Origin of the sequence: Saccharopolyspora sp. NPDC049426 (assembly GCF_040676935.1) — a bacterium.
Taxonomy (GTDB): Bacteria; Actinomycetota; Actinomycetes; order Mycobacteriales; family Pseudonocardiaceae; genus Saccharopolyspora.
On record NZ_JBFAPZ010000013.1, the window covers coordinates 127,385 to 153,802 of the forward strand.

The 26,418-nt window shown below is 69.6% G+C and carries 25 protein-coding genes; 4 read left to right on the forward strand and 21 right to left on the reverse strand.

Going from position 1 to position 26,418, the window contains the following annotated elements:
- The first annotated feature begins 119 nt into the window (after nt 1-119).
- The 3 genes from AB0J78_RS26250 to AB0J78_RS26260 all read left to right on the forward strand — a co-directional run bounded on the left by AB0J78_RS26250 (nt 120) and on the right by AB0J78_RS26260 (nt 3,107).
- Nucleotides 120-800 carry an ATP-binding cassette domain-containing protein gene (locus AB0J78_RS26250; RefSeq protein ID WP_363793443.1) on the forward strand — a complete coding sequence of 227 codons (681 nt, stop codon included), beginning with the start codon at nt 120-122 and terminating at the stop codon, nt 798-800.
- Nucleotides 797-2,737, forward strand: a complete 1,941-nt coding sequence (locus tag AB0J78_RS26255; RefSeq protein WP_363793445.1) for a YhgE/Pip domain-containing protein — start codon at nt 797-799, stop codon at nt 2,735-2,737. The genes AB0J78_RS26250 and AB0J78_RS26255 overlap by 4 nt, the downstream gene beginning before the upstream one ends.
- A 61-nt stretch (nt 2,738-2,798) precedes the next feature.
- Nucleotides 2,799-3,107: an antibiotic biosynthesis monooxygenase gene (locus tag AB0J78_RS26260; RefSeq protein WP_132674481.1), complete on the forward strand. Its 309-nt coding sequence runs from the start codon at nt 2,799-2,801 to the stop codon at nt 3,105-3,107.
- 1 nt (nt 3,108) lies between these two features.
- Here the strand turns inward: AB0J78_RS26260 and AB0J78_RS26265 are convergent, their stop codons facing one another.
- Nucleotides 3,109-4,110: an endonuclease/exonuclease/phosphatase family protein gene (locus tag AB0J78_RS26265; protein ID WP_363793447.1), complete on the reverse strand. Its 1,002-nt coding sequence runs from the start codon at nt 4,108-4,110 to the stop codon at nt 3,109-3,111.
- 191 nt (nt 4,111-4,301) lie between these two features.
- Between AB0J78_RS26265 and AB0J78_RS26270 the strand changes: the two genes are divergently transcribed.
- The gene (locus AB0J78_RS26270; RefSeq protein WP_363793449.1) at nt 4,302-5,027 is read left to right on the forward strand and encodes a DedA family protein; all 726 of its coding nucleotides are present in this window, start codon (nt 4,302-4,304) and stop codon (nt 5,025-5,027) included.
- Between the two features lie 81 nt (nt 5,028-5,108).
- On the opposite strand, the gene AB0J78_RS26275 is transcribed toward AB0J78_RS26270, so the two are convergent.
- From AB0J78_RS26275 to tilS, 20 genes are all read right to left on the reverse strand, one after another.
- Nucleotides 5,109-7,658, reverse strand: a complete 2,550-nt coding sequence (locus AB0J78_RS26275; protein WP_363793451.1) for an ATP-dependent Clp protease ATP-binding subunit — start codon at nt 7,656-7,658, stop codon at nt 5,109-5,111.
- A gap of 248 nt (nt 7,659-7,906) precedes the next feature.
- Nucleotides 7,907-8,770: an ABC transporter ATP-binding protein gene (locus AB0J78_RS26280; RefSeq protein ID WP_363793453.1), complete on the reverse strand. Its 864-nt coding sequence runs from the start codon at nt 8,768-8,770 to the stop codon at nt 7,907-7,909.
- Nucleotides 8,767-9,861, reverse strand: a complete 1,095-nt coding sequence (locus AB0J78_RS26285) for an iron ABC transporter permease (RefSeq protein WP_363793455.1) — start codon at nt 9,859-9,861, stop codon at nt 8,767-8,769. The genes AB0J78_RS26280 and AB0J78_RS26285 overlap by 4 nt, the downstream gene beginning before the upstream one ends.
- Nucleotides 9,858-10,931: an iron ABC transporter permease gene (locus tag AB0J78_RS26290; protein ID WP_363793457.1), complete on the reverse strand. Its 1,074-nt coding sequence runs from the start codon at nt 10,929-10,931 to the stop codon at nt 9,858-9,860. Before AB0J78_RS26290 ends, AB0J78_RS26285 begins: the two co-directional genes overlap by 4 nt.
- Nucleotides 10,932-11,224: 293 nt before the next feature.
- Nucleotides 11,225-11,578 (reverse strand): Lsr2 family protein, encoded by a 354-nt coding sequence (locus tag AB0J78_RS26295; protein ID WP_132623387.1) that lies wholly within the window; start codon nt 11,576-11,578, stop codon nt 11,225-11,227.
- A 229-nt stretch (nt 11,579-11,807) separates the two neighbouring features.
- Complete coding sequence (gene lysS, locus AB0J78_RS26300; RefSeq protein ID WP_363793572.1) at nt 11,808-13,262, reverse strand: lysine--tRNA ligase; 1,455 nt, start codon at nt 13,260-13,262, stop codon at nt 11,808-11,810.
- A gap of 246 nt (nt 13,263-13,508) precedes the next feature.
- Nucleotides 13,509-14,306 (reverse strand): type III pantothenate kinase, encoded by a 798-nt coding sequence (locus tag AB0J78_RS26305; protein WP_363793459.1) that lies wholly within the window; start codon nt 14,304-14,306, stop codon nt 13,509-13,511.
- 142 nt (nt 14,307-14,448) lie between these two features.
- On the reverse strand, nt 14,449-14,913 hold the full coding sequence (gene panD, locus AB0J78_RS26310; protein WP_363793461.1) for an aspartate 1-decarboxylase: 465 nt from the start codon (nt 14,911-14,913) through the stop codon (nt 14,449-14,451).
- A 22-nt stretch (nt 14,914-14,935) separates the two neighbouring features.
- Nucleotides 14,936-15,808: a pantoate--beta-alanine ligase gene (gene panC, locus AB0J78_RS26315; RefSeq protein WP_363793463.1), complete on the reverse strand. Its 873-nt coding sequence runs from the start codon at nt 15,806-15,808 to the stop codon at nt 14,936-14,938.
- Between the two features lie 35 nt (nt 15,809-15,843).
- Complete coding sequence (locus AB0J78_RS26320) at nt 15,844-16,737, reverse strand: DUF2520 domain-containing protein (RefSeq protein ID WP_363793466.1); 894 nt, start codon at nt 16,735-16,737, stop codon at nt 15,844-15,846.
- 174 nt (nt 16,738-16,911) lie between these two features.
- Nucleotides 16,912-18,144: a PrsW family intramembrane metalloprotease gene (locus tag AB0J78_RS26325; protein ID WP_363793469.1), complete on the reverse strand. Its 1,233-nt coding sequence runs from the start codon at nt 18,142-18,144 to the stop codon at nt 16,912-16,914.
- An 80-nt stretch (nt 18,145-18,224) separates the two neighbouring features.
- On the reverse strand, nt 18,225-19,070 hold the full coding sequence (locus AB0J78_RS26330; protein WP_363793471.1) for a DUF6779 domain-containing protein: 846 nt from the start codon (nt 19,068-19,070) through the stop codon (nt 18,225-18,227).
- A gap of 118 nt (nt 19,071-19,188) precedes the next feature.
- Nucleotides 19,189-19,650 carry a DUF3180 domain-containing protein gene (locus AB0J78_RS26335; protein ID WP_363793574.1) on the reverse strand — a complete coding sequence of 154 codons (462 nt, stop codon included), beginning with the start codon at nt 19,648-19,650 and terminating at the stop codon, nt 19,189-19,191.
- Between the two features lie 225 nt (nt 19,651-19,875).
- A complete protein-coding gene (gene folK, locus AB0J78_RS26340) occupies nt 19,876-20,370 on the reverse strand; it encodes a 2-amino-4-hydroxy-6-hydroxymethyldihydropteridine diphosphokinase (protein ID WP_363793473.1) in 495 nt (164 codons plus the stop codon).
- Nucleotides 20,367-20,756 (reverse strand): dihydroneopterin aldolase, encoded by a 390-nt coding sequence (gene folB, locus AB0J78_RS26345; RefSeq protein WP_363793475.1) that lies wholly within the window; start codon nt 20,754-20,756, stop codon nt 20,367-20,369. The genes folK and folB overlap by 4 nt, the downstream gene beginning before the upstream one ends.
- Nucleotides 20,749-21,594 (reverse strand): dihydropteroate synthase, encoded by an 846-nt coding sequence (gene folP / locus AB0J78_RS26350; RefSeq protein ID WP_363793477.1) that lies wholly within the window; start codon nt 21,592-21,594, stop codon nt 20,749-20,751. Before folP ends, folB begins: the two co-directional genes overlap by 8 nt.
- Nucleotides 21,594-22,205 (reverse strand): GTP cyclohydrolase I FolE, encoded by a 612-nt coding sequence (folE, locus tag AB0J78_RS26355; protein WP_235876739.1) that lies wholly within the window; start codon nt 22,203-22,205, stop codon nt 21,594-21,596. The genes folP and folE overlap by 1 nt, the downstream gene beginning before the upstream one ends.
- Nucleotides 22,206-22,285: 80 nt before the next feature.
- Nucleotides 22,286-24,559 carry an ATP-dependent zinc metalloprotease FtsH gene (ftsH, locus tag AB0J78_RS26360; RefSeq protein WP_363793479.1) on the reverse strand — a complete coding sequence of 758 codons (2,274 nt, stop codon included), beginning with the start codon at nt 24,557-24,559 and terminating at the stop codon, nt 22,286-22,288.
- A 202-nt stretch (nt 24,560-24,761) separates the two neighbouring features.
- Complete coding sequence (hpt, locus tag AB0J78_RS26365; protein ID WP_132684056.1) at nt 24,762-25,313, reverse strand: hypoxanthine phosphoribosyltransferase; 552 nt, start codon at nt 25,311-25,313, stop codon at nt 24,762-24,764.
- 76 nt (nt 25,314-25,389) lie between these two features.
- Nucleotides 25,390-26,376: a tRNA lysidine(34) synthetase TilS gene (tilS, locus tag AB0J78_RS26370; protein ID WP_363793481.1), complete on the reverse strand. Its 987-nt coding sequence runs from the start codon at nt 26,374-26,376 to the stop codon at nt 25,390-25,392.
- Nucleotides 26,377-26,418: the final 42 nt, after the last annotated feature.

A 26,418-nucleotide genomic window follows, 5' to 3' on the forward strand; every position in this document is an offset into this window, starting at 1 on the left:
ACCTGAGCAACCACGCCGCCCAGCGGGCCGACCACGATCTTTTCCGCTGAAGTTGCCGACCTTGGGTTGAACGGCCACTTTGGACGTGCAGGACCTCCACTACCGCAGGAGGAGGGTTCATGTACGTCCTCGGCGCGGGAATCCTCGCGCACGGGATCGCCGCGAAGGGACCGGAAGGCGTCGTGTTCGCCAACCTGGATCTTCGCGTCGAGCCCGGTTCGCTGACCGTGGTGACCGGGCCGAGCGGTTCCGGGCGCACGTCGCTGCTGCTGGTGCTGTGCGGGCGGCTGCGGATCATCACCGGCGAGCTGGACGTCGACGGGTTCCCGCTGCCGCGCAAGGCCCGCAAGGTGCGCAAGCTGATCCGACCGGCCCGGCTGCGACCGGGCTGCGAGCTGGAGCAGCGGCACCGGGTCCGGGAGGCGATCACCGAGCGCAGGCTGATCAGCGGCACCAACAAGGCCTCCATCGAACTGGGTCTGGATCTCGTCGGGCTGGACGTGGACCGGTCGCTGCTGGTCGGCGAGCTGCCCGCGGAGGAGCAGCTGCTGCTCGCGGTCGCTCTCGCCGCCGCCCCGGCGCCCGCCGGGATCGTGGTGGACGACGTCGACGCGGGCCTCACCCAGTCCGGCCGGGCGCGGGTGTGGGCGGCGCTGCGCGAGGTCACGCGGATCGGGATGACGGTGATCGCCAGCTCCACCGACCGCCCTCCCGGTGACGTCAACGTGGTGCGCCTGCCCGCCGGCCGGTTCTACGAGCCGACCGCGGAGATCGAGCTGGCGGAAAAGGCCGCCAGGTGAGGGCCGTTCGGCTCGCCTGGCTGGAGTTGCGGCGCTTCCGCGGCACGCTGCTCCGGCTGGTCCCGCTGGTCCTGATCCTGGTGCCGCTGCTGTACGGGGCGCTGTACCTGTGGTCGAACTGGGACCCCTACGGCAAGCTCAACCGGGTTCCGGTGGCGGTGGTCAACAACGACCGGGCGGTGGACCGCCACGGGGAGCACCTGGACGCTGGCGTGCAGTTCATCAGGCAGCTCAAGGTCAACGACGTCTTCGACTGGCGCTTCGTTCGAGGCACCGAGGCTCGGCGCGGGCTCGCCGAGGGGCACTACTACTTCGTCATCGAGGTCCCGTCCGATTTCAGCGCCAAGCTGGCGGCTGCCGCCGACGGTGATCCGAAGCGGGCGGCGGTGCGGCTGACGAAGAACGACGCCAACGGCTACATCGCCGGGATCATGGCCGACACCGTCGAGACCGAGCTGCAGAACCAGATCAACGCCGCCGCGCACGCCAGCTACGCCCGCGCCCTCTACGGCGAGCTCGGCCAGATGCGGGAGAAGCTGCACGCCGCCTCGGAGGCGTCGAAGAGGCTCGTCGAAGGCACCGAGCTGAGCAGGCAGGGCACGGCCGCGCTCACCCGGGGTCTCGGCGGGGTGCGGGACGGCACGAGCCTGGTCTCCAACGGCGTGCGGGACATCTCGGCGGCGACGGGCCAGCTGGACCGCCAGCTGAACAGCGTCGCGGACTTCACCACCGATCAGCTCCCCGGTGCGGTCAACGCGCTGGTCAACGCCAGCGGTGTCGCGGTCAGCGGGCTGACGTCGATCTCCACCGCGACGGGGCTGCTGGAGCAGCAGGCCGCCGACGGGCTCTCCGCGGTGCAGCGGCTCGGTTCGTCGCACCCCGAGCTGCGCGGTGATCCGGTCTACCAGCAGGCCCTGGACACCTCCCGCCGACTCGCCGGTGGCGCCTCGGCGGCGGACTCCCGGGCGCGGGAGTCGCTGCGGACCGCGGAGGAGGCCAGCCGCCGGGCGCGGGCGCTGCAGGCCAGCATGGGTCCGCTGCAGGAGCGGGTCCGGTCGATCACCGCGCCGGTGGACACCCTGCACTCCGGGACCACGCAGGTGGCGGCGGGGTCGCAGGGCATCACCGGCGGCTTGAACTCGCTGGTGGCGGGCGGCAACGTGCTGCAGACGGGCGCGGGTCAGCTCAACGGCGGCTCGAAGGAGCTGCAGAAGATGATCAACGACACGCTGCGCCGGATCCCGCCCACCAACCCGACCCAGGTCGCGCAGGCGGCCGACGTCCTGGGCTCGCCGACCGAGATCCGCACCGCGAACCTCAACCCCGCTCACGTCTACGGGCGGGGTCTGGCCCCGTTCTTCTTCGCGATCGCGCTGTGGGTGTTCGGGCTGTTCGCGTACCTGCTGCTCAAGCCGGTCAACCTGCGGGCGCTGGCGGACAGGATCAACCCGTTCTCGATCGCCGTCGCCGGGTTGCTGCCCGCTGCGGCGCTCGGCGTGATCGGCGGCCTGGTGCTGTTCGCGGTGGTCAACTTCGGGCTCGGGCTCGATCCGGTGCACGTGCCCTGGACGCTCGGGATCCTGTCGCTGGCGGCGGTGACCTTCGTGTCCATCGACCACCTGCTGCGCACCGCGCTCGGCGCGATCGGCGATCTGCTGTCGTTGGTGCTGCTGATCGTGCAGCTCACCGCGTGCGGTGGTCTGTACCCGATGGAGACGACACCGGGCCCGTTCCAGGCGATCCACCCGTTCCTGCCGATGACCTACCTGGTCGACGGGTTGCGGGTGACGATCTCCGGCGGCCTGGCGATGCACCTGTACCGGGACGTGGCCGTGCTGGGTGGCGTGCTGTTGGGGGTGGTCCTGCTGACGACCCTCGTGGTGCACCGGCAGCGCACGTGGACGCTGGGACGCCTGCACCCGCAGATCGAGCTGTGAACAACGGCAGTGAGATCGACGAGACACGGTGCTCGGCGGGAAACGCTCGTAGGGTTGAGCCATGGCTGTTGTGAAGATCAATGCGATCGAGGTTCCCGAAGGTGCCGGCCCGGAGCTGGAGAAGCGCTTCGCCTCCCGCCACGGCTCGGTCGACGACGCTCCCGGCTTCCTCGGATTCGAGCTGCTGCGCCCGGTCAAGGGCGACGACCGGTACTTCGTCTACACGAAGTGGGAGACCGAGGAGGACTTCCAGAACTGGGCCAACGGCCCGGCCAAGGAAGCCCACGCAGGCGAGCGGAAGAACCCCGTCGCCTCCGGCTCCAGCCTGCTGGAGTTCGAGGTCGTGCTGGGCTCGCACCCGGAGAAGTGAATCAGCCGGCGACGCGCAGGGTCGTGAACACGGCCCTGTGGTCGCTGCCTGGGATGTCGATGACCTCGTAGTCCTCCGCGCGAACGCCGCCGGAGGACAGCACGTGGTCGATGGCGACCGGTGGTGCGGTCCAGCTCGCGGGCCACGTCGGCGTCAGACCCGCGCCCACCGTGGCGGCGGCGTCGAGGTAGCCGCGGCCGATGAGGTCCTTGAGCCGGGTGTGGTCGAGGGTCGCGTTGAAGTCGCCCGCCATCACCCGCGGCTGCCCGGCCAGCGAGGGCTCGGGCAGCGCGACCAGGTCGTGCGCCCAGACCGTCGCGGTGTCGGCGCCCATCGGGTAGAGCGGGTGCACCGCCACGAACTCCACGTCCCGGCCCACCGGCACGTCCACCAGCGCTGACGGTTGCGCCAGCGTCGTCCGAGGCACCAGCGCGAGCTCGCGGAGCGGGTAGCGGGAGACGATCCCGGTGCCATCGGCCTTCGGGCCCGGCTGCAGGACCCGGTTCGGCAGCTCCGCGAACAGGCCTGCCCGATCCAGCTCGGCGACCATCTCAGGGGTCAGCTCCTGGAGGCTGAGCACGTCCACGCGCCTGCCCCGGACCTCCTCGACGATCTCAGCCGCGTCGGCGCCGCCGAAGTAGGTGTTGACCGACAGCACGCGCAGCGGTTCGCCCTCGGCCGCCACCGGGTCCGGCAGCACGCGCGGGACGACGGTGTAGATCAGCGCGGCCGTCGCCAGCAGCGCGAAGAGCACGTTCAGCCAGCGCCGCAGCAGCAGTCCCAGCAGCACCAGCACCGCCCCGGCGACCACCGCGTACGGGGTCAGCGCGGTCAGCGCCACGGTGTAGCGCTCCACGTCGAGCTCGACGATCGGCAGCGCCGCCCAGCACAGGAAGGCGAGCGTGAGCAGCGACAGCAGCGCCGTCATCCAGCCACCGCCGGGCTTGCGGGCGACGTCGTCGTCCACCGGCTCGTCGACCACCTCGTGCGCCGTGCGCGTCATCCTTGCCTCCGTCTGCTCCCCAGCCCCCGGCCATCCGGACGTCCGACGCCCCCGAATGGTTGCGTCCCAGCCCGCCGAAGATCATCGGACACGCCGAGGAGTGCCACAGGTCACACGCGCTCGGGGCGAAACACCGAAATCCGCTGGAATCATGGAATAAACGGACAAACGACCCCCGGAGTTCGCCCCGCATGGATCTGACGACGACAGCCGCCACGTCCGCCCAGCCCACCGGCTTCACGGCCTGGGTCATCGGGGTGATGGAAACCCTCGGCGGTCCCGGCGCGGGCATGATCATCGCACTGGAGAACCTGTTCCCACCGATCCCGTCCGAGCTGATCCTGCCGCTGGCCGGGTTCACCGCGAGCCGCGGCGACATGTCGCTGCTCGGGGCGATCCTGTGGACCACGCTGGGCTCGCTGGTCGGCGCCCTCGCGCTCTACTGGCTCGGCGCGAAGCTGGGCCGGGAGCGGACGCGCGCGATCGCGGCGAAGCTGCCGCTGGTGAAGCTCTCCGACGTCGACAAGACCGAGGCGTGGTTCGCCAAGCACGGGGTGAAGGCCGTGTTCTTCGGCCGGATGATCCCGCTGTTCCGCAGCTTCATCTCGCTGCCCTGCGGGGTGGAGCAGATGCGGCTGAGCACGTTCGCGCTGTTCACGACGCTGGGCAGCCTGATCTGGAACACGATCTTCGTGTTCGCCGGCTACCTGCTCGGCCAGCACTGGTACCTCGTCGAGCAGTACGCGGGGCTGCTGTCCCGGGCCGTGCTGATCACCTCGGTGCTGACCGTCGTGGTCTTCGTGGCCCTCCGGATCCGCAACAACCGCCGGGACCAGGCGATCGCTGAGGCGCCCACGGTCCAGTTCGCCCGCGTGCAGGCCGACCACCCCACGGAGGAGATCCGCCGGATCCGCTGATCTGGGCCCGGTGAAACCCGGCCCGAGACGGCGAACGGCCCCCGCACCGAGTGGTGCGGGGGCCGTTTTTCGCGTCCTGGATCAGGACTCGGTGTTGCCGTTGTCCTGCTTGTCCTCGCCGTGGGCGGAGACGCCGACCGGCGGAGCGTCCGGCACCGCGGACGGCTTGGGCTCACCGCGGAAGGTGAACTGGGCCTTGTCGTCCGGCCCTTCGCCTTCCCAGCCCTCGACGTCGACGATGACGATCTGCCCCGGCTCGACCTCGCCGAACAGGATCTTCTCGGACAGCTTGTCCTCGATCTCCCGCTGGATCGTCCGGCGCAGCGGCCGCGCGCCCAGCACCGGGTCGAACCCGCGCTTGGCCAGCAGCTTCTTCGCCGTGTCCGTGAGCTCCAGGGCCATGTCCTTGCCCTTGAGCGCCTTCTCCACGCGGTTGGAGAGCAGGTCGACCATCTGGACGATCTCGGACTCCGTGAGCTGGTGGAAGACGATCACGTCGTCGATCCGGTTGAGGAACTCCGGCCGGAAGTGCTTCTTCATCTCCTCGTTGACCTTGGACTTCATCCGCTCGTAGTTGGACTCAGCGCCCTGACCACTGGAGAAGCCCAGGCCGACGGCCTTGGAGATGTCCTGCGTTCCGAGGTTGGAGGTGAAGATCAGCACCGTATTCTTGAAGTCCACCGTGCGGCCCTGGCCGTCGGTGAGACGACCGTCCTCCAACACCTGCAGCAGGGTGTTGTAGATCTCCTGGTGGGCCTTCTCGATCTCGTCGAAAAGGACCACGGAGAACGGCTTGCGGCGGACCTTCTCGGTGAGCTGGCCGCCCTCCTCGTAGCCCACGTACCCGGGCGGGGCGCCGAACAGCCGCGAGGCGGTGTAGCGGTCGTGGAACTCACCCATGTCGATCTGCACGAGCGCGTCGTCGTCGCCGAAGAGGAACTCCGCGAGCGCCTTAGACAGCTCGGTCTTACCGACACCGGACGGACCGGCGAAGATGAACGAACCGGACGGGCGCTTCGGGTCCTTCAGGCCGGCGCGAGTGCGGCGGATCGCCTGGGACACGGCCTTGACCGCGTCGTTCTGGCCGATGATCCGCTTGTGCAGCTCATCCTCCATGCGGAGCAGACGGGTGGTCTCCTCCTCGGTGAGCTTGAAGACGGGGATGCCGGTCCAGTTGGCCAGCACCTCGGCGATCTGCTCGTCGTCGACCTCCGCGACGACGTCCAGGTCACCGGCCTTCCACTGCTTCTCGCGCTCCTCCTTCTGGCCGAGGAGCTGCTTCTCCTCGTCCCGCAGGCGGGCGGCCCGCTCGAAGTCCTGCGCGTCGATCGCGGACTCCTTCTCGCGGCGGACCTCGGCGATCTTCTCGTCGAACTCGCGCAGGTCCGGCGGGGCGGTCATGCGGCGGATGCGCATCCGGGCGCCGGCCTCGTCGATCAGGTCGATCGCCTTGTCCGGCAGGTACCGGTCGTTGATGTAGCGGTCGGCCAGGTTGGCCGCCGACACCAGGGCGCCATCGGTGATCGACACGCGGTGGTGCGCCTCGTAGCGGTCCCGCAGACCCTTGAGGATCTCGACGGTGTGCTCCAACGACGGCTCGCCGACCTGGATCGGCTGGAAGCGGCGCTCCAGAGCCGGGTCCTTCTCGACGTACTTGCGGTACTCCTCCAGCGTGGTGGCACCGATGGTCTGCAGCTCACCACGGGCCAGCATCGGCTTGAGGATGCTCGCGGCGTCGATCGCGCCCTCGGCGGCACCGGCACCGACGAGCGTGTGGATCTCGTCGATGAACAGGATGATGTCGCCGCGGGTCTTGATCTCCTTGAGCACCTTCTTCAGGCGCTCCTCGAAGTCACCGCGGTAGCGGGAACCGGCGACCAGCGAACCCAGGTCGAGCGTGTAGAGCTGCTTGTCCTTGAGCGTCTCGGGCACCTCGCCCTTGACGACCTGCGACGCGAGGCCCTCCACGACCGCGGTCTTGCCGACACCGGCTTCACCGATGAGCACCGGGTTGTTCTTGGTGCGGCGCGAGAGGACCTGCATGATCCGCTCGATCTCCTTGTCCCGGCCGATGACCGGGTCGAGCTTGCCCTCGCGCGCTGCCTGGGTCAGGTTGCGGCCGAACTGGTCCAGCACCAGCGACGACGACGGCGTTCCCTCGCCGCGGCCGCCGGCCTCCGCCGGCTCCTTGCCCTGGTAGCCGGACAGCAGCTGCAGCACCTGCTGGCGCACCCGGTTGAGGTCCGCACCGAGCTTGACGAGCACCTGGGCGGCGACGCCCTCGCCCTCGCGGATCAGCCCGAGCAGGATGTGCTCGGTGCCGATGTAGTTGTGGCCGAGCTGCAGCGCCTCCCGCAGCGACAGCTCCAGCACCTTCTTGGCCCGTGGGGTGAACGGGATGTGTCCGCTGGGGGCCTGCTGCCCCTGGCCGATGATCTCCTCGACCTGTTGGCGCACGCCCTCAAGCGCGATACCCAGCGACTCCAGCGCCTTGGCGGCGACACCCTCACCCTCGTGGATCAAGCCCAGGAGAATGTGCTCGGTGCCGATGTAGTTGTGGTTGAGCATCCGGGCCTCTTCTTGGGCCAGGACAACCACCCGCCTCGCGCGGTCGGTGAACCTCTCGAACATTCGCACTCCCTGACTGCTGCGCCGGCGGTCTAGTTCCGGGACACGGCTTTAGCGCTACGCCGCGATCCACGACGGGTTCAGCACTCTTGGGGACCACTGTAGTAGCCAACCCCGGTCGCGGTCCGTGCCCGCTACGCCACATTCTTGTCCGGCACCATGCCCAACGGCGCGTTGGCCTGCAGGATTCCTGATCTCGGCGCCGTTCCGCTGAGCGCGAACAGCGCGCGTCGGATCGTGACGCACCGTGTTCACGCCTGAGCGCCGGACCCTTCTCCGGTCCGCCTTCCCCCGATCGGGACCACCATGGGAGTACCCGCCACGGGATCGGGAATCACACGGGCCCGGAGGTCGAAGACGTCGGCCAGGAGCTCCTCGGTGAGCACCTGGTCCGGCTCGCCCGACGCGACGACGGCGCCGTCCTTCATCGCGACCAGCCGGTCGGCGTAGCGGGCGGCCAGGTTGAGGTCGTGCAGCACCATCACCACGGTCCGGCCGCTCTCGTCGTGCAGCTTGCCGACCAGCTCCAGCACGTCCACCTGGTGCGAGAGGTCGAGGTAGGTGGTGGGCTCGTCGAGCAGCAGCAGGTCGGTGCCCTGCGCCAGCGCCATGGACAGCCAGGCGCGCTGCCGCTGACCGCCGGAGAGCTCGTCGAGGGTGCGTTCGGCCAGGTCACCGATGCCCGTCATGGCCAGCGCCTCGGCCACCGCCGACTCGTCGTCGCTGGACCACTGCCGGTACCAGGACTGGTGCGGGTGACGTCCGCGCGCGACCAGGTCGGCCACCGTCAGGCCCTCCGGGGCCGCAGGCGACTGCGGCAGCACGCCGAGGACCCGGGCGACCTCCTTGGTCGACATCTTGTGGATCTTCTTGCCGTCCAGCAGCACCTCGCCGCGCTGCGGCTGCAGCAGGCGGCCGAGGGCGCGCAGCAGCGTCGACTTGCCGCAGCCGTTGGGGCCGATCACCGCCGTGATCGTGCCGCTCGCGACCTCGAAGTCGAGGCCGTCGACGACGACGCGCTCGCCGTAGGCCAGCTTCAGGTCCGAAGCCCGCAAGCGGTCGGTGACAGCCCGGGCCTGGTCCTGCTCGGGGCGGGTAGAGGCGGACGCGGTCATGCTCGGACCTCCCGGTACCGACGGATGAGCAGGTAGATCAGGTACGGGGCGCCCAGGATCGCGGTCACGATGCCGACCGGCAGCTCCAGGTCGCCGAACGCGGTCCGGGCGATCACGTCCGAACCGACCACCAACGCCGCGCCGAGCACGGCCGAGGTCAGCAGCGGTGGGCGCGAGGTGCGCGAGACCCGCAGCGCGATCTGCGGGGTGGCCAGCGCGACGAACTGGATCGGACCGGCCGCCGCCGTGGCGATGGAGGCCAGCACCACCGAGGCGAACAGCAGGAAGCCGCGCGCCAGGTCCATCCGCACGCCGAGCCCGCGCACCGTGTCGTCGTCGTACTGCAGCGCACCCAGCACGTGGGCGCCGACGAGGGCCAGCGGGACCAGCACGGCCAGCGCGATGCCGGTCGGCACCACGTGCTCCCAGCCGCGCGCGTTGAGGCTGCCGGTCAGCCACACCATGGCGCGACCGGCGTCGTTGACGTCGCCGACGGTCAGCAGCCAGTAGACGGCGTTGCCCGCCAGCGCGCTGACGCCCACGCCGACCAGCACCAACCGGTAGGAATCCACCCCTCGCCGATAGGCCAGCAGGTACACCGCGACGCCGGTGACCAGGCCGCCGACCAGCGCCACCACGGGCAGCCCGTAGTCGGACAGCGCACCGGAGAGGCTGCCCGCCGTTCCGGCGAACACGATCACCCCGACCGCGGCGCACCCGGCGCCCCAGGTGATGCCGAGCATGTCCGGGCTGGCCAGAGGGTTGCGGGCCAGGGCCTGCATGATCGCGCCCGCCAGACCCAGCGCGGCACCCACGAGCAGCGCGGTCAGGCCGCGCGGCATCCGCAGCTCCCAGATGATGATCGACTGCGCGCGGTCGCCACCGCCGAACAGCGTGCTGAGCACCTCGGTCGGGCTGATCTGGTACTCGCCGATCCCGACGTCGAGGACGAACACCGCCAGCAGCGCCACGAGCCCGCCGACCAGCGCCAGCAGCGGCCGGAGCCGGAACACGCCGGAGAACGGGCCGACGCGCAGCGGCCGCCGCCCGGTGACCTCCTCGACCGGCCGGTCCTGAACGGTCGCCGTCATAGCCGCACCAACTTCCGGCGTCGCACGAGCGCGATGAAGAACGGGGCGCCGACCATCGCCAGCATCACGCCCACCTGCACCTCGGCCGGCCGGGCGACGATGCGGCCGAGCACGTCGGCCAGCAGCACCATCGAGGAGCCGAGCAGGGCGGCGAAGGGCAGCAGCCAGCGGTAGTCGGCACCGGTGAAGTAGCGGGCGACGTGCGGCACGACCAGCCCGACGAAGCCGATAGGCCCGCAGACCGCGACCGCCGCGCCGACCAGGACGCTCACCGCGGCGATCCCGGCGCGGCGCGCCCAGGCCACCCGGTGGCCCAGCGAGCTGGCCACGTCCTCGCCCAACGACAGCGCGTTGAGGCTGGTCGCGTTGGCCAGGCCCAGCACGAGCCCGACCACCAGGAAGGGCGCGACCTGCGGCAGCACCGACGCATCGGTGAGGGCGATCGAGCCGACCTTCCAGAACCGGTAGGTGTCCAACGTCTGCTGGTCGGTGAGCACCAGGGCCGAGGTGATCGCGTGCAGCAGCGAGCTGATCGCCATGCCCGCCAGCGCCAGCGTCACCGGAGTGGCGCCGCCGCGGCCCATCGAGCCGATCGCGAACACCGCCAGCGCGCCGATCAACGAGCCGGCGAAGCCGAACCAGATGAAGCCGAACAGCGTGGTGATGCCGAAGGTGTAGACGGCGAGCACGACGCCGAGCCCCGCGCCCTGGGTGATGCCGAGGATCCCGGGGTCGGCGAGCGGGTTGCGCGTGTGGCCCTGCATCAGCGCACCGGCCAGGCCGAGCGCGGCACCGGCCAGCACGCCGGCGAGGGTGCGCGGGATCCGCAGCTCTCGGATGATCAGGTCGTTCTCGCTGCCGCCGGGCGCGACCAGGCCGCTCCAGACCTCGGCCAGCGGAATCGTCTTGGCGCCGACCGCGATGCTCAGCACGACGCTGGCCAGCAGCACGAGCAGCAGGATCCCGATGCCGGTGAGGCGGCGGGAGCGTCTGCGCTTCAAGCGCTCACCAGGTGCGGCGGACGCGGTTTCCGACGTGGGCGGCTCGGCGAGAGCCTCCGTTCGAGCCACGTCCCACTCCCCTTCGGTGTTCACCCGGACGTTGCCCAGGTTAGGACAACCTAAGCCGCACCAACAGGGCGGGTTCGGATGTTGGCCATCACAGCCGCGGCGGAGGGAGTTGTTCGATGCCTCGGACGAAAAGTTGAAGACCTGTTGCGGTCGCGCCACCCGGGCCGTTATGGCAGCGGTTTTCCAGGAAGAGTTGATCAATCGGGGGAAACCGCGTAAATGAGTTATCCGAACGCAACAAAAGGCGTTTACCGGGCCCCGACGACCCGGCAAACGCCTCTTGAAACCGACTTTCAGTTCGCCTGGTGGTACTGCTCCACGATGTCGGCCGGGATACGGCCGCGGTCCGACACCTTCAGGCCGCGCTTGCGCGCCCATTCCCGAATGGCCTGGTTCTGCTCGCGGTCCGCACTGGTGGAACCACCAGTGGAACGCGCGGCCGCACCCGGACGCGGACCCGGCTTCTTCCGGCCACCGGCGCGCCGCGCGTTGGAGACGTAGTTCGCCAGCGCCTCCCGCAGATCTCCGGCATTGTCGGCGGAAAGGTCGATCTGGTACGACACGCCGTCCAATCCGAACTCAACGGTTTCATCGGCCTGCCCACCATCCAGATCGTCGACAAGGGTGACAGTGACCTTCTGCGCCATCTTCGAAGTCCTCCCCGAGCAAAAAATTGTGCTTTGGCGGGACAGCAACCATCTGCCGGGAGCGGAAACCCCCTCGCCAGAACGCCAGCCGCACTTGGGCAAGTACGGCAGCGACACTTGGAAGTGCGCCAATAGCCGTCGCCGACACATTCTGGGGTCAGGTTAGCGCAGGGACTCCGATAATGCACTCATCCTGTCCACAAAATTCTGTTGAGCCACCCTGATCGGGTCATTCCGGGCGGACCAACGGGAACAGGATCGTCTCCCGGATACCGAGACCGGTCAACGCCATCAACAACCGGTCGATACCCATTCCCACCCCACCGCTGGGAGGCATTCCGTACTCCAGAGCGCGCAAAAAGTCCTCGTCGACCGGCATGGCCTCGACATCTCCGGCCGCCGCGAGCGCGGCCTGCTCCTCCAGCCGCTGCCGTTCCACAACCGGATCCACGAGTTCCGAGTAACCGGTCGCCAGCTCGAACCCGCGAACGTAGAGATCCCACTTTTCCGCAACGCCCGCCTTCTCGCGGTGCTGACGGGTCAACGGCGAGGTCTCCACCGGGAAGTCGCGGACGAAGGTGGGAGCCGTCAAATGGTCACCGACGGTGTGCTCCCACAGCTCTTCCACCAGCTTGCCGTGACCCATCTTCGGATCGACCTGCAGCCCGAGCGCGTCCGCGTGCTTGCGCAGCGCTTCAGCCGGAGTTTCCGGGGTCACCTCGGATTCCAGCGCTTCCGACAACGACTCGTACATCGTCAGCGTCGCCCACTCACCGGAGAGGTCGTACTCGGTTCCGTCGAACCACGTGACGACCTGAGAACCGGAGACTCGTTCGGCCGCTTCCTGGATGAGAGACCTGGTCAGATCGGCCATGTCGTTGTAATCGGCGTACGCCTGGTAGAACTCCAGCATTGCGAACTCGGGCGAGTGGGAAGAATCACTGCCTTCGTTCCGGAAGTTTCGGTTGATCTCGAAAACCTTCTCGATCCCACCGACAACGCAGCGCTTCAGATACAACTCCGGCGCGATGCGCAGGAACAAGTCGATGTCGAAGGCGTTGGAATGCGTGGTGAAGGGGCGAGCGGCGGCACCGCCCTGCAACGTCTGCAGCATCGGGGTTTCCACCTCGATGTATCCGCGCTGTTCGAAGGAATCACGCAGCGAGCGCTGCACCGCGGCCCGGGTGCGCACCGTTTCAGCGGCCTGCTTGCGCACGATCAGGTCGACGTAGCGCTGGCGGACTCGCATTTCCTCGCCGAGTTCCTTGTGCATGACCGGAAGCGGGCGCAGCGACTTCGCCGCCATCCGCCATTCATCGGCCATCACCGAAAGCTCACCGCGCCGGGAGGTGATCACCTCACCGTGCACGAAAACGTGGTCGCCGAGGTCCACCTCGCCCTTCCAGGACGTCAGCGACTCCTCACCGACCTGCTTGAGGCTCAGCATCGCCTGCAGCTCGGTCCCGTCGCCGGCGCGCAGCGTGGCGAAGCAGAGCTTGCCGGTGTTGCGCAGGAACATCACGCGGCCTGCCACGCCGACCTGCTCGCCGGTCGCGGTGTCCGGCTCCAGGCCCCCGTGGGCGGAGCGGATTTCGGCCAGCCCGTGCGTGATGGGCAGCGTCACCGGGTACGGGTCGACTCCGGCGTCGAGCAGGCGCTCCCGCTTCTCCCGCCGGATCCGCATCTGTTCCGGCAGGTCTTCGACGCCGTCAGCGCTTGCCGGGGGATTGGAAGTGTCCTGGTCAGTCACGCAAAACAGGGTACGTAGTGGTGTTAATCGGGATTCGAGCGGCCTGCTTAGCGGTGCGGGTGGGGGACCTCAGACGTCGTCTGAGAACCCCAGGCGGTGCGAGTTGCTCGGGTGGTGAAGGAGAAAGCGGCTTCGCCGCTCGCCTGACGGTGGAGGCTTTGCCACTCCGTGGCTTTTTGGTCAGCGGAAGTTTCGGTCGTAGACGAGGCGCAGGCCCAGGAGCGTCAGGTCCGGGACGTGGTGGGTGATCGTGGTGGATTCGGAGAAGACCAGCGGGGCGAGGCCTCCGGTGGCCAGCACCGTGGTGGGGCCTCCGTGGGTGGCTTCGAGCTCCTCCACGATTCGGCGGACGAGTCCGTCGACTTGGCCCGCGAATCCGAAGAGAATTCCGGATTGAAGGCATTCAACGGTGTTCTTTCCGATGACCGAGCGCGGCCGGACCAACTCCACCTTGCGCAACTGCGCCGCCCGGGAGGCCAACGCGTCGAGCGAGATCTCCACGCCCGGGGCGAAGGCGCCACCGAGGAATTCGCCCTTGGCGGAGATGACGTCGATGTTCGTCGAGGTGCCGAAGTCCACGACCACGCAGTTCGTGGCGTGCAGGTGGTGCGCGGCCAAGGTGTTGATCACGCGGTCCGCGCCGACCTCCTTCGGGTTGTCCACCAGCAGCGGAACGCCCGTGCGCACGCCCGGCTCGACCACCACCCGCGGCACGTCGGTCCAGTAGCGCTCCAGCATCACCCGCAGCTCGCGCAGCAGCGCTGGAACCGTGGACAGCGCGGCGATGCCGGTGATCCGCTCGGCGTAGTCCCCGATCAGCCCCCGCATCGTCAGCGCCATCTCGTCGGCCGTCATCCGCGGCTCGGTGCGCATCCGCCAGTCCCGGACCAGCGTCGCGGCGAGATCCGGTGGGTCATCGACGTCGTCGTACAGCCCGAGGACGATGTTGGTGTTCCCGACGTCAATGGCCAGCAGCACGAGCTATCCCTTCACAAAAGCAGACGTCAGGCAAGCGCCGAAGGTGCTTTCTCCTCAGCCCACCTGAGCAACCGGCACCGCCGCGGGTTCGCAGACGTTCTCCGGGGAGGACAGCCGTAGCGCCGCGCATTGCAGTTCTTGATCAGTTCTCCGGTTGCTGGAGCAGGGCATCCAGCTTCGCGGCGTCGTCCGTCTCAGCGTCGGCCTGGGAGGAGAGCAGACCCGACCCCTCCGGCGCATGACCGGGGTTGACCCCGAGATCGACCGGCTTGTTGTCGGCGTCGACGAAGATCACCTTGGGCTTGAAGTTGCGGGCTTCGAGCTCGTCCATCACGCCGTAGGCGATGAGGATGACGATGTCACCAGGCTCGATCAGGTGCGCGGCGGCGCCGTTGATCCCGATCACCCCGGAACGCCGCTCGCCGGTGATCACGTAGGTCTCCAGCCGGGCGCCGTTGGTGACGTCGACGATCGCGACCTGCTCCCCTTCGAGCAGGTCCGCGGCCTCCATCAGGTCCTTGTCGACCGTCACCGAACCGACGTAGTGCAGGTCGGCCTGGGTGACGGTGGCCCGGTGGATCTTGGACTTCAACATCGTGCGGAACATCGCTGACCTCCTAGGGGCCGGTTCACTCGCCGAGCAGGACCATCGCGTTGTCGATCAGCCTGGTGGCGCCGACCTTCGCGGCGACCAGCAGTCGTGCCTCACCCGAGGCCGGAGCCGGGCCCAGCTCGGGATCCCGCAGCTCCAGGTAGTCGGGCTGCACCAGGGGCTCGGTGGCCAGCACCTCGTGCGCGGCCTTGAGCACCGCCTCCGGGCCTCCGACGGCGGCGTGCGCACCCGCGGTCAGCGACGCCGAGATCGCCAGGGCGGCACGCCGCTGGTCCTCGTCGATGTAGACGTTGCGGCTGGACAGCGCCAGGCCGTCGGACTCGCGGACGGTGGGGATTCCCTGGATCTGGGGGTCCAGGTCGAACTGCCGCGCCATCTTCCGGATCAGGACCAGCTGCTGGTAGTCCTTCTCGCCGAAGAACGCCAGGTCCGGGCGCACGATGTTGAGCAGCTTGAGCACCACGGTCAGCATCCCGTCGAAGTGCCCCTTGCGGGTCGCGCCCTCCAGCTCCTCGCCCAGCGGCCCGGCGTGCACCGACAGCTCACGTCCGCCGCCGTACATCGCGTCCACGGTCGGCGCGAAGACCAGGCCCACGCCTGCTTCGCGGCACGCCTCGACGTCGGCGTCGAAGTTGCGCGGGTAGCGGTCGAAGTCCTCGTTCGGGCCGAACTGGAGCGGGTTGACGAAGATCGACACCACCACGACGGCGTTGATGTCCTGCTTCGCCCGCTTGATCAGCTCCAGGTGACCGCGGTGCAGCGCGCCCATCGTGGGAACCAGGTGCACCTTGCGGCCGGTCGCCCGCAGGGCGCGGGTGACGCGCGCGAGCTCCGCCGGATCGGCGTGCACGGTCAGCTCACCGCGCTGGTAGCCGGGGTTGTTGGTCATCGTCGACTCCATGTCTCCGCCGCGAAGATCGCGGATCAAGCCTGTTCCTCGTCGAGGGCCTCGTGCACCCGCGCGGCGACGTCACCGCGCAGCAGGCCGCTGCGCTCGGCCCGGACCGCCGTGCGACGAGCCAGCTCCCGGTAGCCGGGAACGACGTCCGGATCGGCGTCGGACAGCGCGCGCAGGTGACCGCGCACGGTTCCCGAATCGCCGCGCACCACCGGACCCGTGTAGGCCCGGTCGCCGAAGCGCAGCGCGTTGTCCAGCGACGCCGACAGCAGCGGCGCCATGACCCGGCCCGGGACCTCCACCCCGGCGTCGCGCAGCAGCTGCTGGCACTCGTTGACCAGCGTGATCAGGTGGTTCGCGCCGTGGGTGAGGGCTGCGTGGTACAGCGGGCGGGATTCTTCGGGCAGGCGCACCGGCTCCATGCCCAGCTCGATCGCGATGCTCTCCGCGACGCTCCAGCCGGTGAGCTCGTTGGCGGTGATGACCATGCAGGCGTCGGAGAGGCGGTGAACGTCCTCGGCGCGGCCGGTGAAGGTCATCGCGGGGTGCATGGCCATCGGCAACGCGCCGATGGCGGCGGCCGGCTCCAGCGCGGTCACGCCCTGCGAGCCCGAGGTGTGCATGATCAGCTGCGATCCGTGCAGCGCGTCGGCGGTGACCAGGCCCTGCACCATGCCCGGGATCGCGTCGTCCGGGATCGCCAGGACCAGCAGCTCGGCCTTGCCCGCGACGGCGTCCGGCGGCTCGACCGGCACACCGGGGAGCAGCTCCTCCGCGCGACGCAGCGAGGCGTCCGAGACGGCGGAGACCGCGACGACCTCGTGCCCGACCCGCTGCAGCGCGGCGCCCAGCACGGCGCCCACACGACCAGCGGAGATCACTCCTACGCGCAGCCGTGGGCCCGTGGGTTCAGCAGACATCGCCACGTGTTCCCTCCAATACCGTTCCAGTCCCGCTACCGGGTACCAGACAGCGCCGCGAGAGTAGCCCCAACACCCGGTGCCGGGGCTACTCCGAGACCGTGAAAGGTGGCGAGAACCACCCTTTCAATACTTCGTTCGATCACCCCGCGAAGCGGCGCCGCTCGCTGGTGCTCACTCGCGCGGCTTCGGGACTCGGCGGGTCAGCTCGCCGATGTTGATCCTGGCGGTCTGGATGGCCTCCTGGCGCCCCGCCGCCGAACGGCGGGCCTGCTTGAGGTCGGCGATCAGCTTCTCCCGGCGGGCGCGGCGGGCGGCGCTCGTGGTGCGGCCGGCCTCCGAGCGGTGCTGCAGGAACGCCAGCTCGGTGACCGCGATCTGGTAGTCGCGCACCGACTTCGCGGCTTGGCTGCCCGCGTGCCGCTTGACCTTGCGCAGCCAGCCCTGCCTGCCGGTCAGGCTCGCCAGCAGGTCGATCTCGCTGCGCGCGACCAGTCCGGCCCGCTCCAGCTTCGGCAGCTGCGCGATGACGATGCGCTGCTCCCGCTTGCGCTGCCACACGATCAGCGCGAACGTGCCGAGGAACACCGGCACCATGATCAAGAAGTAGACGTTGATGAAACCGGCCCCGCCGAGGAACGTCGCCGAGTTCCACACCGCGTGCAGCAGCACCGCCACCAGGTAGCCGGCGATCAGCCAGCCCAGCTGCTGGATCCGGGTGCGAGCGCCCCAGGCGAAACCGACGGCAATGCCGAACATCGCGGTGAACAGCGGGTGCGAGAACGGCGCCAGCACACCGCGCAGCACGAACAGCGCCACGACCGCTCCCCCGGTCACACCGCCGTCGGCGAAGGCCTTGCCGAAGTACAGGATGTTCTCGGTGAAGGCGAAGCCGGCCGCGGTCAGCGACGCGTAGACGATGCCGTCGACCAGGCCGTTGAACTCCGCGCGGCGGCGGATCCACAGGCCCACCACGAACACGGCCTTAGCGGCCTCCTCCACCAGCGGCCCGATCACCGCGGTCAGGAAGAAGCGATGATCGGCCTGGCCCAGCAGCAGGTGCGCCACCGACTGCGAGGTGTTGTTGAGCAGCAGCGAGCAGGCCGTCGCACCGCCGGCGCCCCACAGGAACGCGCCGACCATCAGCATCGGCGGCTCGGGCTCCCAGCGGTCGATCCAGACCGTCGCGGCCACCACGACACCGACCGGCAGCAGCGCGGCGACCGCGCCGAACACGGCGGGCAGCGCGCCGACCTTGGACGTCGTGATCCCCAGCATGACCAGCCCGATCATCCCGAGCAGGATCAAGCCGGCGATCGGCCAGCCCACGGCGTGGTGCTTGCGGCTCTGCAACCGGCGCGCGCGGGAGACGTCAGCGATCGGCTCCGCGTGATCATGACTCGACACGCCCCAGACCCTAGAGAACCCGATTCGCGACTGACCGAATGGTTCGCTTTTGTTCCCCTGACCGTTGTCCGGCGTGGAACTCACGACCGACGACGGCGACGGGGCTGGCCGTCGGCGCTGCCGCCGTAGGCGGCGAGGAGGTCGTTGACCGACGTGCCCGCCGTGTGCGCGCCCGCCGGTTCGGGACTCGGCTTCTCGTAGGCCGTGCGGTCGGGTCGCTGCGGCGCCGGACGACTCGGAAAGGCCTGGGCCATCTGCGGTTTCGGAGCCTGCGGCTTCGGCTGGTCGAGCGGGACCTCGCCGGACAGCCGGGCCATCACGTCCGTCTTGGCCGCGGCCGGAGCCGGGGCCGGAGCCGGGGCCGCCTGCTGCTTGACCGGCTGCTGGACCGGCTGCTGGATCGTCTTCGGCCGCTGCGGGCGGTGCTGGACGAGCTGCGTCTCGCCCTGCGGACGCTCGGTCAGCGAACGCACCCGAGTGGACTCCGCGCGCAACGCGACCCGCTCGAAGAGCACGTCACCGCCGATCACCTGCTCCAGCGTCGTGCGCAACTTCGCCAGCTCGGCCTGCAACGCGCGGATCTGACCGTCGGACTCCTCGGACGCGCGACGCCGAGCCTCCGCCTGCGCCTCCAGCTCGTACTCGCGCCGCGCGGCGATCTCGCGCTCCAGCTCCAGCTCGTAGATCCGCTGCCGATCGGCGGCGGCCTGCTCGCTCTCCAGGACCCGGTGCCGCAACCGCGCCACCGCGAACGCGCCCAGCAGCGCGGCCCACAGCGCGGCGATCAGGCCCAGGCGGAGCATCCGAGCGTCGTCGCTGAGGACCAGCAGCGACGTGGCAGCCGCCGCGAGCACGAGCGCACCGCCCCAGAGGAGGGTGGATCGCCCGTTGCCGGGGTCGGACTCGGTAGTGCCGCGCTCGGACATGGCGCCCACCGTACAAGGCGTTTACCAGTTCGAGATCTGAAGGTGCGCCAATCCATTCGGACATTGCTCGCGGCAGCGGAACGGTGACTGCTCCGAACAGCCCAGGGGGTGGGCGGTCTCACTCGTCCTCGTGAGGATCGTCCGGCTCATCGGGATTCCGCAGGCAGTGCTCCAGCCACAGTCCCGCGCCGATCAGGGCTCCGGCGCTGATCAACCCGACGATGGCGGCGAAGGTGTCCGACCGCGCGGCCTGCACCGAGCTCATCATCGGCAGCAGGTGCGCCAGGAGTCCGATCCAGGCACCGGCCATGATCGCCCCGGCCAGCGATGACGCCTTCGCCAGCGCCACGGCCCGCGCCGCCGTCAGCGCCTCGACCGGCTCCACCCCGGGCTTGCGCCGCACGCGGGGCCGCAACACCGCCGCCAGCACCACGTCGACCACGGCGATCAGCAACAACGTCGCTCCCGCCAGCAACGGCAACGGCGGCAGCTCGCCGTACATCAGCTGGGAGAGGAGGAACACCACCACGGCCGCCACCAACCCCGCGGCCACCAACTGCCCGGGCTTGGTGAACGACATCTGCTCAGTGCTTCGCGGCGACACCCCACCAGCATCCCACCTCCTCCAACCCGGCGGTCAGCTCCCCAGAAGACGGATTTCAGTGGAACTCGGGCACCGGAGTTCCACTGAAATCGGGAACCGGAGATCCACTGAAATCTGGGAGACCGCGGGAGTGATGGCGTGAGGACAGGACTCAGTGGAGCGAACGTGGGCGCCTGCGGGAGGTGGGTCCTGAGTGCGTCCCTAGTGGAGGGTGAGGTCGTCTCTTCGGCGGACGTCGTCGCGGTCCGACTCGGGGAGGGCGGCGAGGAGGTCGGCCACGCTGCCGTGACCCGGGAGGTGGGCTTCGGGGTCCAGCGCGAGCCATGGGATGAGGACCGTGGCTCGGGTGGGGGTGCCCGGGTGCGGGAGCACGAGGTCAGGGTGGTCACTGCGGACCTCGTCCACCGCGACCACGTCGACGTCGAGGGTGCGCGGGCCCCAGCGCTGCTCCCGGATGCGCTCGGCCTGCTGCTCCAGGGCCTGGGCCCGGCGGAGCCAGCCCCACTCGTCGACGTCCGGGGACTCGACGATGAGGACCGCGTTGAGGAAGTCCGGTTGATCGGTGACGCCCCACGGCGCGGTCTCGTAGACCGGCGAGGCCGCCACCAGCTCCTCGGCGAAACCCTCGACGGCCAGCCCCAGGTAGCGCAGCCGGTCACCGAGGTTCGAGCCGAGGGACAGGACCGCTCGGCTCACGCCGGCACCACGTTGCCGCGGCCGCCCCGTCGCGAGCGGCGGATCGTGACCGCGACGTCGGCGAAGGACAGCGGGATCGGCGCGTGCGGTTTGTGCAGCGTGACCTCGGCGGCGTAGGCCCGCTCGTCCTTCATCACCTCGTCGGCGATCTCGGCGGCCACCGCCTCGATGAGGTCGCGCGGCTCGCCGCCGACGATCCCGGCCGCCATCTCGGCGAGCTCGCCGTAGTGCAGCGTCTTGGTGAGGTCGTCAGTCGCCGCGGCGTCGCCCAGATCGAGCCAGACGGTGATGTCGACCAGGAAGTCCTGGCCGTCCCGCTTCTCGTGGTCGAACACGCCGTGGTTGCCGCGCACCTGCAAGCCGGTCAACGTGATCCGGTCAGCCAACGCACTCGCCTCCGCTCCGCCAGGCGGCCGTCACCGCCACCGCGTCCAGCGAGCGCCGCACGTCGTGCACCCGCACACCCCACGCTCCCCTGTCGGCGGACAGCGCCGAGACCACGGCCGTGGCCGTCTCGCGGCCTTCCGGCGGGCGCGGCGCGCCCTCGTCGGCCAGCAGCGCTCCCAGGAACCGCTTGCGAGAGGCACCCACGAGAACCGGGAAACCCACGTCGACGAGGCCGTCGAGGTTCTGCAGCAGCTGCCAGTCGTGCCTGCCCGTCTTGGCGAAGCCCAAGCCCGGGTCCAGCACGATCGCTTCCTCGGCGACACCCGCGCGCACCGCCACGTCGACCTGCCGCAACAGCTCCTCGCGCACGTCGGCGACCACGTCGCCGTACTCGGCGAGGGAGTTCATGTCCTTGCTGTGACCCCGCCAGTGCATCAGCACCCACGGCAGCCCGGTGTCGGCCGCGACGTGCGCCATCGCCGGATCGGCGAGCCCGCCGGAGACGTCGTTGATCACCGCGGCACCCGCTCCCGCGGTCGCCTCGGCGACCTTGGCGCGCGTGGTGTCCACGCTGACCGGCACACCCTCCTCGACCAGCTCGCGCACGACCGGCAGCACCCGCTCGATCTCGGTGGCCGCGTCCACCCGCTCCGAACCGGGCCGGGTGGACTCACCGCCCACGTCGATGATGTCCGCGCCCAGCCGGTGCATCTCGACGCCGTGCGCCACCGCCGCCGCGCGGTCCAGGTAGCGCCCGCCGTCGGAGAACGAGTCCGGCGTGACGTTGAGGATGCCCATCACCGCGCAGCGCGCCGGGTTCGGCAGCTTCGGGTGCATCAACGCCCCCTGATCAGCGACAACGCCTCGGAGCGGGAGGAAGCCGAACTGCGGAAGATGCCGCGCACCGCCGAGGTCGTGGTCGTCGAACCGGCCTTGCGCACCCCGCGCATGCCCATGCACAGGTGCTCGGCGTCGATCACCACGATCACGCCGCGCGGCTCCAGCCTGCGCACCAGGGCGTCGGCGACCTGCGAGGTCAGCCGCTCCTGCACCTGCGGGCGCTTGGCGTAGAGGTCGACCAGCCGGGCCAGCTTGGACAGCCCGGTCACCCGGCCCTGCGAGTTCGGGATGTAGCCGATGTGCGCGGTGCCGTGGAACGGCAGCAGGTGGTGCTCGCACTGCGAGTACACGGGGATGTCGCGCACCAGGACGAGCTCTTCATGCGCCTCGTCGAAGGTCTTGTCCAAGACCTCGTCCGGATCGGTGTAGAGCCCTGCGAACAGCTCCTGGTACGCGCGGGCGACGCGCTGCGGCGTCTCCCTCAGGCCGTCGCGCTCGGGGTCCTCACCGGCTGCGATGAGCAGTTCCCGGATCGCGGCCTCAGCGCGCGCCTGGTCGAACTGTGGAAGGTGGGAAGAGCCGTCGGGGCGGGAGTCCCCCGCCCCGATCGGCTCGTCGACCGCACTGGTCACTGTTGCTTTCCTCCACTGGCTTGGCAGCGCCCTGGCGGGCGCTGCGCCCGCCAGTATCAGCGGCCGTTGTTGCCGCTGCCGTTATCCCTGCCCGAGTCCTGGCCCTCGGGCCGCTCGGACTGCGATTCACCCTGCTCGGACGACTGCTGACCGCGCTCCCAAGAAGGCGTCCAGTTGTAGTTCGAACCGGACGGGTTGGTCGCCGGGGTCCATCCAGGAGGTGCACCGTAGTTGGGCGGGACCGCGGAGGGAACCTGCTGGCCCGACTGCGGCTGCTGGATCTGCACCGATCCCTGGTTGGCGCCCGCGCCCGCCGGGGTCTGCTCCTGAGCCGGAGCAGCGGTCCCGTTCTGGACGTTCTGCGATGGCGCCGGGGTCGGCTCCTCCACGACCGGGGGCCACGGCTCGCCGCGCTCCTTGGCCAGCTCACCCGGGGTCTTGACCGGCGGCTTCTCCGACGGGGTGCGCCCGCCGAAGTCGTTGAACGCGGTGATCCGCGGCCGCTTCTCGACCCGCGAGAAGACCCGCTCCAGGTCCTTGCGGTTGAGCGTCTCCTTCTCGATGAGCTCCAGCACGAGGTCGTCGAGCACGTCGCGGTAGGTGTTGAGCACCTCCCACGCCTCGGTGTGCGCGGCCTCGATCAGCCGGCGCACCTCCTCGTCGATCTCGTGCGCGACCTCCAGCGAGTAGTTCGGCTGCTGGCCGGCGGTGCGACCCAGGAACGGGTCGCCCTCCTCCTTGCCGTACTTGACCGCGCCCAGCCGGGCGGTCATGCCGTACTCAGTGACCATCGCGCGGGCGATCTTGGTCGCCTGCTCGATGTCGCTGGAGGCGCCGGTGGTCGGCTCGTGGAACACGAGCTCCTCCGCGGAACGGCCACCGAGCGCGAACACCAGGCGACCGATCATCTCCGAGCGGGTCATCATGTCCTTGTCGTCCTCGGGGACGACGAGCGCGTGACCGCCGGTGCGGCCGCGCGGCAGGATCGTGAGCTTGTAGACCGGCTCCAGGTCGGGCATCGCCCACGCGGCGAGGGCGTGTCCGCCCTCGTGGTAGGCGGTGATCTTCTTGTCCCGCTCCGAGATGATCTTGCTCTTGCGGCGCGGGCCGCCGACGACGCGGTCCACCGCCTCTTCCAGCGCGGCAGCGTTGATCAGCTGGCCGTTCTCGCGGGCGGTGAGCAGCGCGGCCTCGTTGACCACGTTCTCCAGGTCGGCACCGGAGAAGCCGACCGTGCGCTTGGCGAGTCCGTCCATGTCGACGTCCTGGGCGAGCGGCTTGCCCTTGGAGTGCACTCCCAGGATCGCCTTGCGGCCCCGCATGTCCGGCGCCGAGACCGGGATCTGCCGGTCGAAGCGACCGGGACGCAGCAGCGCCGGGTCCAGGATGTCCGGGCGGTTGGTGGCGGCGATCAGGATGATGCCGCCGCGCGAGTCGAAGCCGTCCATCTCGACGAGCAGCTGGTTCAGCGTCTGCTCGCGCTCGTCGTGACCACCGCCGAGGCCGGCGCCGCGCTGGCGGCCGACCGCGTCGATCTCGTCGACGAAGATGATGCACGGCGCGTTCTGCTTGGCCTGCTCGAACAGGTCGCGGACGCGGGAGGCACCGACACCGACGAACATCTCGACGAAGTCCGAACCGGAGATCGAGTAGAACGGCACCCCGGCCTCACCTGCGACCGCGCGGGCCAGCAGCGTCTTACCGGTACCGGGCGGGCCGTAGAGCAGCACGCCCTTGGGGATCTTCGCGCCCAGGGCCTGGTAGCGGCCCGGGTTCTGCAGGAAGTCCTTGATCTCGTGCAGTTCTTCGACGGCCTCATCGGCGCCGGCGACGTCGCCGAACAGCGTCTTGGGCATGTCCTTGGTGAGCTGCTTGGCCTTGGACTTGCCGAAGTTCAGGACACGGTTCCCGCCGCCCTGCACGTTGTTCATCATCCACATCAGCAGCAGCACGAGCAGGCCGATGGGGACGAGGTAGAAGAGCATCTGCACCCAGAACGAGTCCTGGGTGACCTTGGTGTTCCAGGTGGGCACCTGGGAGTTGCGAATCTCGCCGACCACCTGCTCGGTGGCGCCGGCGGGGTAGTTCGCGATCAGCTGGTTGCTGCCCTGGAAGTTCTGGCCGTCGTTGAGGGTCAGCCGGACCCGCTGCTCCTTGTCCTCGATGGTCGCTTCTTTGACCTTGCCCTGGGCGATCTGTTCCAGGGCCTGCGAGGTGGAGACTTCGCGGTAGGCACGAGTCTCGTCGAAGAGCACGCTGAACGCGTAGATCAACAGAAACGCTGTCAGGATCCACAGCAGCGGGTTGCGGAGCAGGCGCTTTCGGTCCATTCACTTGCGGCCGACGGGCGGCCTCGACCCTCCCTGACTGTTACTTCGGGTGACGGCACCCGATGCGGACACCCCGCCGTCAACCCCTTCAGACCAGCGTACCGGCCGATGCGCGGGCACGACCATGCCGCGCCCAGCACAGGGCGCCCAGCCTACTAGGATCGCCCCGCCCCGAGCGGGCGGGACGATCGAAATCTCCGCATCACACGCCTGAGGTGTAGACCTTGGGGTCGAGCGTGCCGATATAAGGCAAATCACGATAGCGCTCTGCGTAGTCGAGACCGTAGCCCACGACGAACTCGTTCGGGATGTCGAAACCGACGTAGCGCACGGGCACGTCCACCTGCACGGCGTCGGGCTTGCGCAGCAGCGTGCAGACCTCCAGCGACGCGGGGTTGCGCGACCGCAGGTTCTTGAGCAGCCAGGACAGCGTCAGGCCGGAGTCGATGATGTCCTCGACGATCAGCACGTGCTTGCCCGCGATGTCGCGGTCGAGGTCCTTGAGAATGCGCACCACACCCGACGAGGACGTCGACGAGCCGTACGAGCTGACCGCCATGAACTCCAGCTGCGCGGGCTGCGGCAGCGCGCGGGCGAAGTCGGTCATGAACATCACCGCGCCCTTGAGCACGCCGACCAGCAGCAGATCACCGCCCTGCTGGTAGTCCTCGTCGACCTGCTTGGTCAGCTCCGCGACCTTGTCCTTGATCTGCTGCTCGGTGATGAGCACAGAAGCGATATCGCCGTCGTACACGGCTCGGCTTCCCCTCTTGTCGGATCAACAATTCCCCAAGCCGGAGACCCGCCCCGACGATCGTGCCGGTGCACCCTCAGCCATTCGGCGGCTTGCGGTCCGCCGTCTCCACCCGCAGCCTGCCATGCGCCCGGCGCAGCACAAAGTCACCCGGCAGCGCAGGACCGCCCTGACCCCGCCACTCGGCGATGAGCGCGTCAGCCGAGCGCAGGTGCGCATCAGTCATTTCGGGCACCCCCTCGGATCGGAGCCAGTCCCGCAGCACGCGCCGCCGGACCGCCGCCGGGACGAGCCTCAACCGCTCGCAATCCAGGCCGTGATCGGCGCCGACGCGGGAGAGTTCGGCCGCGGCGACGGCCTCCAGGGCGTCGGAGTCCTCGCGCAGCTGGCGGGCGGTGCGGGCCAGCGCCTCCGCGACCCCGCCCTGCAACGCGTCTTCCAGCAGCGGAAGAACCTCTGTGCGCAACCGCACACGGGCGAAGCGGGGATCGGCGTTGTGCGGGTCCTGCCAGGGTTCGAGGCCCTGAGCCCGGCAGGCGGCCTCGGTGCCGGCCCGGCGGACGTTCAGGAACGGGCGGGCCCACGGCGGGTCCAGCGGGCGCATCCCCGCGATCGAGCGCGGTCCGGAGCCGCGGCCGAGCCCCAGCAGCACCGTTTCCGCCTGGTCGTCGAGGGTGTGGCCGAGCAGCACCAGCGAGCCGCTCGGGCGCTCGGCCCGCAGCGCCGCGTAGCGCGCCTTGCGCGCCGCCGCCTCCAGACCGCCCATGCCATCCACTTCGACCTCCACGACCTGCGCGGGAAGGCCGAGTCCGGCCAGCTGCTCCACGGCCCGCTCTGCGACGACGTCGGAGCCCACCTGCAAGCCGTGATCCACCACGATCGCCTGCGCGCTCGCCCCGGTCCGGCGCGACACGTGCGCCACCGCGGCGGCCAGGGCCAGCGAATCCGCTCCACCGGAGCAGGCCACCACCAGCGGCGCGCCTTTGAACGGAGCCGCTTCCGCGGATTCCAGCAGCCGCCGCACGGCGGTCCGGGTCTCGCTCACAACGGGCTCAGGCGGCATCCTCCGATTCTCCCCACCCGGCCCGGATCCGCGCGGGAGGCC

Bases quoted from the DNA above. Each gene is read 5' to 3' on its own strand.
- AB0J78_RS26250 (WP_363793443.1), top strand. From the start codon at position 120: ATGTACGTCCTCGGCGCGGGAATCCTCGCGCACGGGATCGCCGCGAAG.
- AB0J78_RS26260 (WP_132674481.1), top strand. From the start codon at position 2,799: ATGGCTGTTGTGAAGATCAATGCGATCGAGGTTCCCGAAGGTGCCGGC.
- AB0J78_RS26265 (WP_363793447.1), bottom strand. From the start codon at position 4,110: ATGACGCGCACGGCGCACGAGGTGGTCGACGAGCCGGTGGACGACGAC.
- AB0J78_RS26270 (WP_363793449.1), top strand. From the start codon at position 4,302: ATGGATCTGACGACGACAGCCGCCACGTCCGCCCAGCCCACCGGCTTC.
- AB0J78_RS26275 (WP_363793451.1), bottom strand. From the start codon at position 7,658: ATGTTCGAGAGGTTCACCGACCGCGCGAGGCGGGTGGTTGTCCTGGCC.
- AB0J78_RS26280 (WP_363793453.1), bottom strand. From the start codon at position 8,770: ATGACCGCGTCCGCCTCTACCCGCCCCGAGCAGGACCAGGCCCGGGCT.
- AB0J78_RS26285 (WP_363793455.1), bottom strand. From the start codon at position 9,861: ATGACGGCGACCGTTCAGGACCGGCCGGTCGAGGAGGTCACCGGGCGG.
- AB0J78_RS26295 (WP_132623387.1), bottom strand. From the start codon at position 11,578: ATGGCGCAGAAGGTCACTGTCACCCTTGTCGACGATCTGGATGGTGGG.
- lysS (WP_363793572.1), bottom strand. From the start codon at position 13,262: ATGCGGATCCGGCGGGAGAAGCGGGAGCGCCTGCTCGACGCCGGAGTC.
- panD (WP_363793461.1), bottom strand. From the start codon at position 14,913: ATGTTCCGCACGATGTTGAAGTCCAAGATCCACCGGGCCACCGTCACC.
- panC (WP_363793463.1), bottom strand. From the start codon at position 15,808: ATGACCAACAACCCCGGCTACCAGCGCGGTGAGCTGACCGTGCACGCC.
- AB0J78_RS26320 (WP_363793466.1), bottom strand. From the start codon at position 16,737: ATGTCTGCTGAACCCACGGGCCCACGGCTGCGCGTAGGAGTGATCTCC.
- AB0J78_RS26330 (WP_363793471.1), bottom strand. From the start codon at position 19,070: ATGTCCGAGCGCGGCACTACCGAGTCCGACCCCGGCAACGGGCGATCC.
- AB0J78_RS26335 (WP_363793574.1), bottom strand. From the start codon at position 19,650: ATGTCGTTCACCAAGCCCGGGCAGTTGGTGGCCGCGGGGTTGGTGGCG.
- folP (WP_363793477.1), bottom strand. From the start codon at position 21,594: ATGCACCCGAAGCTGCCGAACCCGGCGCGCTGCGCGGTGATGGGCATC.
- ftsH (WP_363793479.1), bottom strand. From the start codon at position 24,559: ATGGACCGAAAGCGCCTGCTCCGCAACCCGCTGCTGTGGATCCTGACA.
- tilS (WP_363793481.1), bottom strand. From the start codon at position 26,376: ATGCCGCCTGAGCCCGTTGTGAGCGAGACCCGGACCGCCGTGCGGCGG.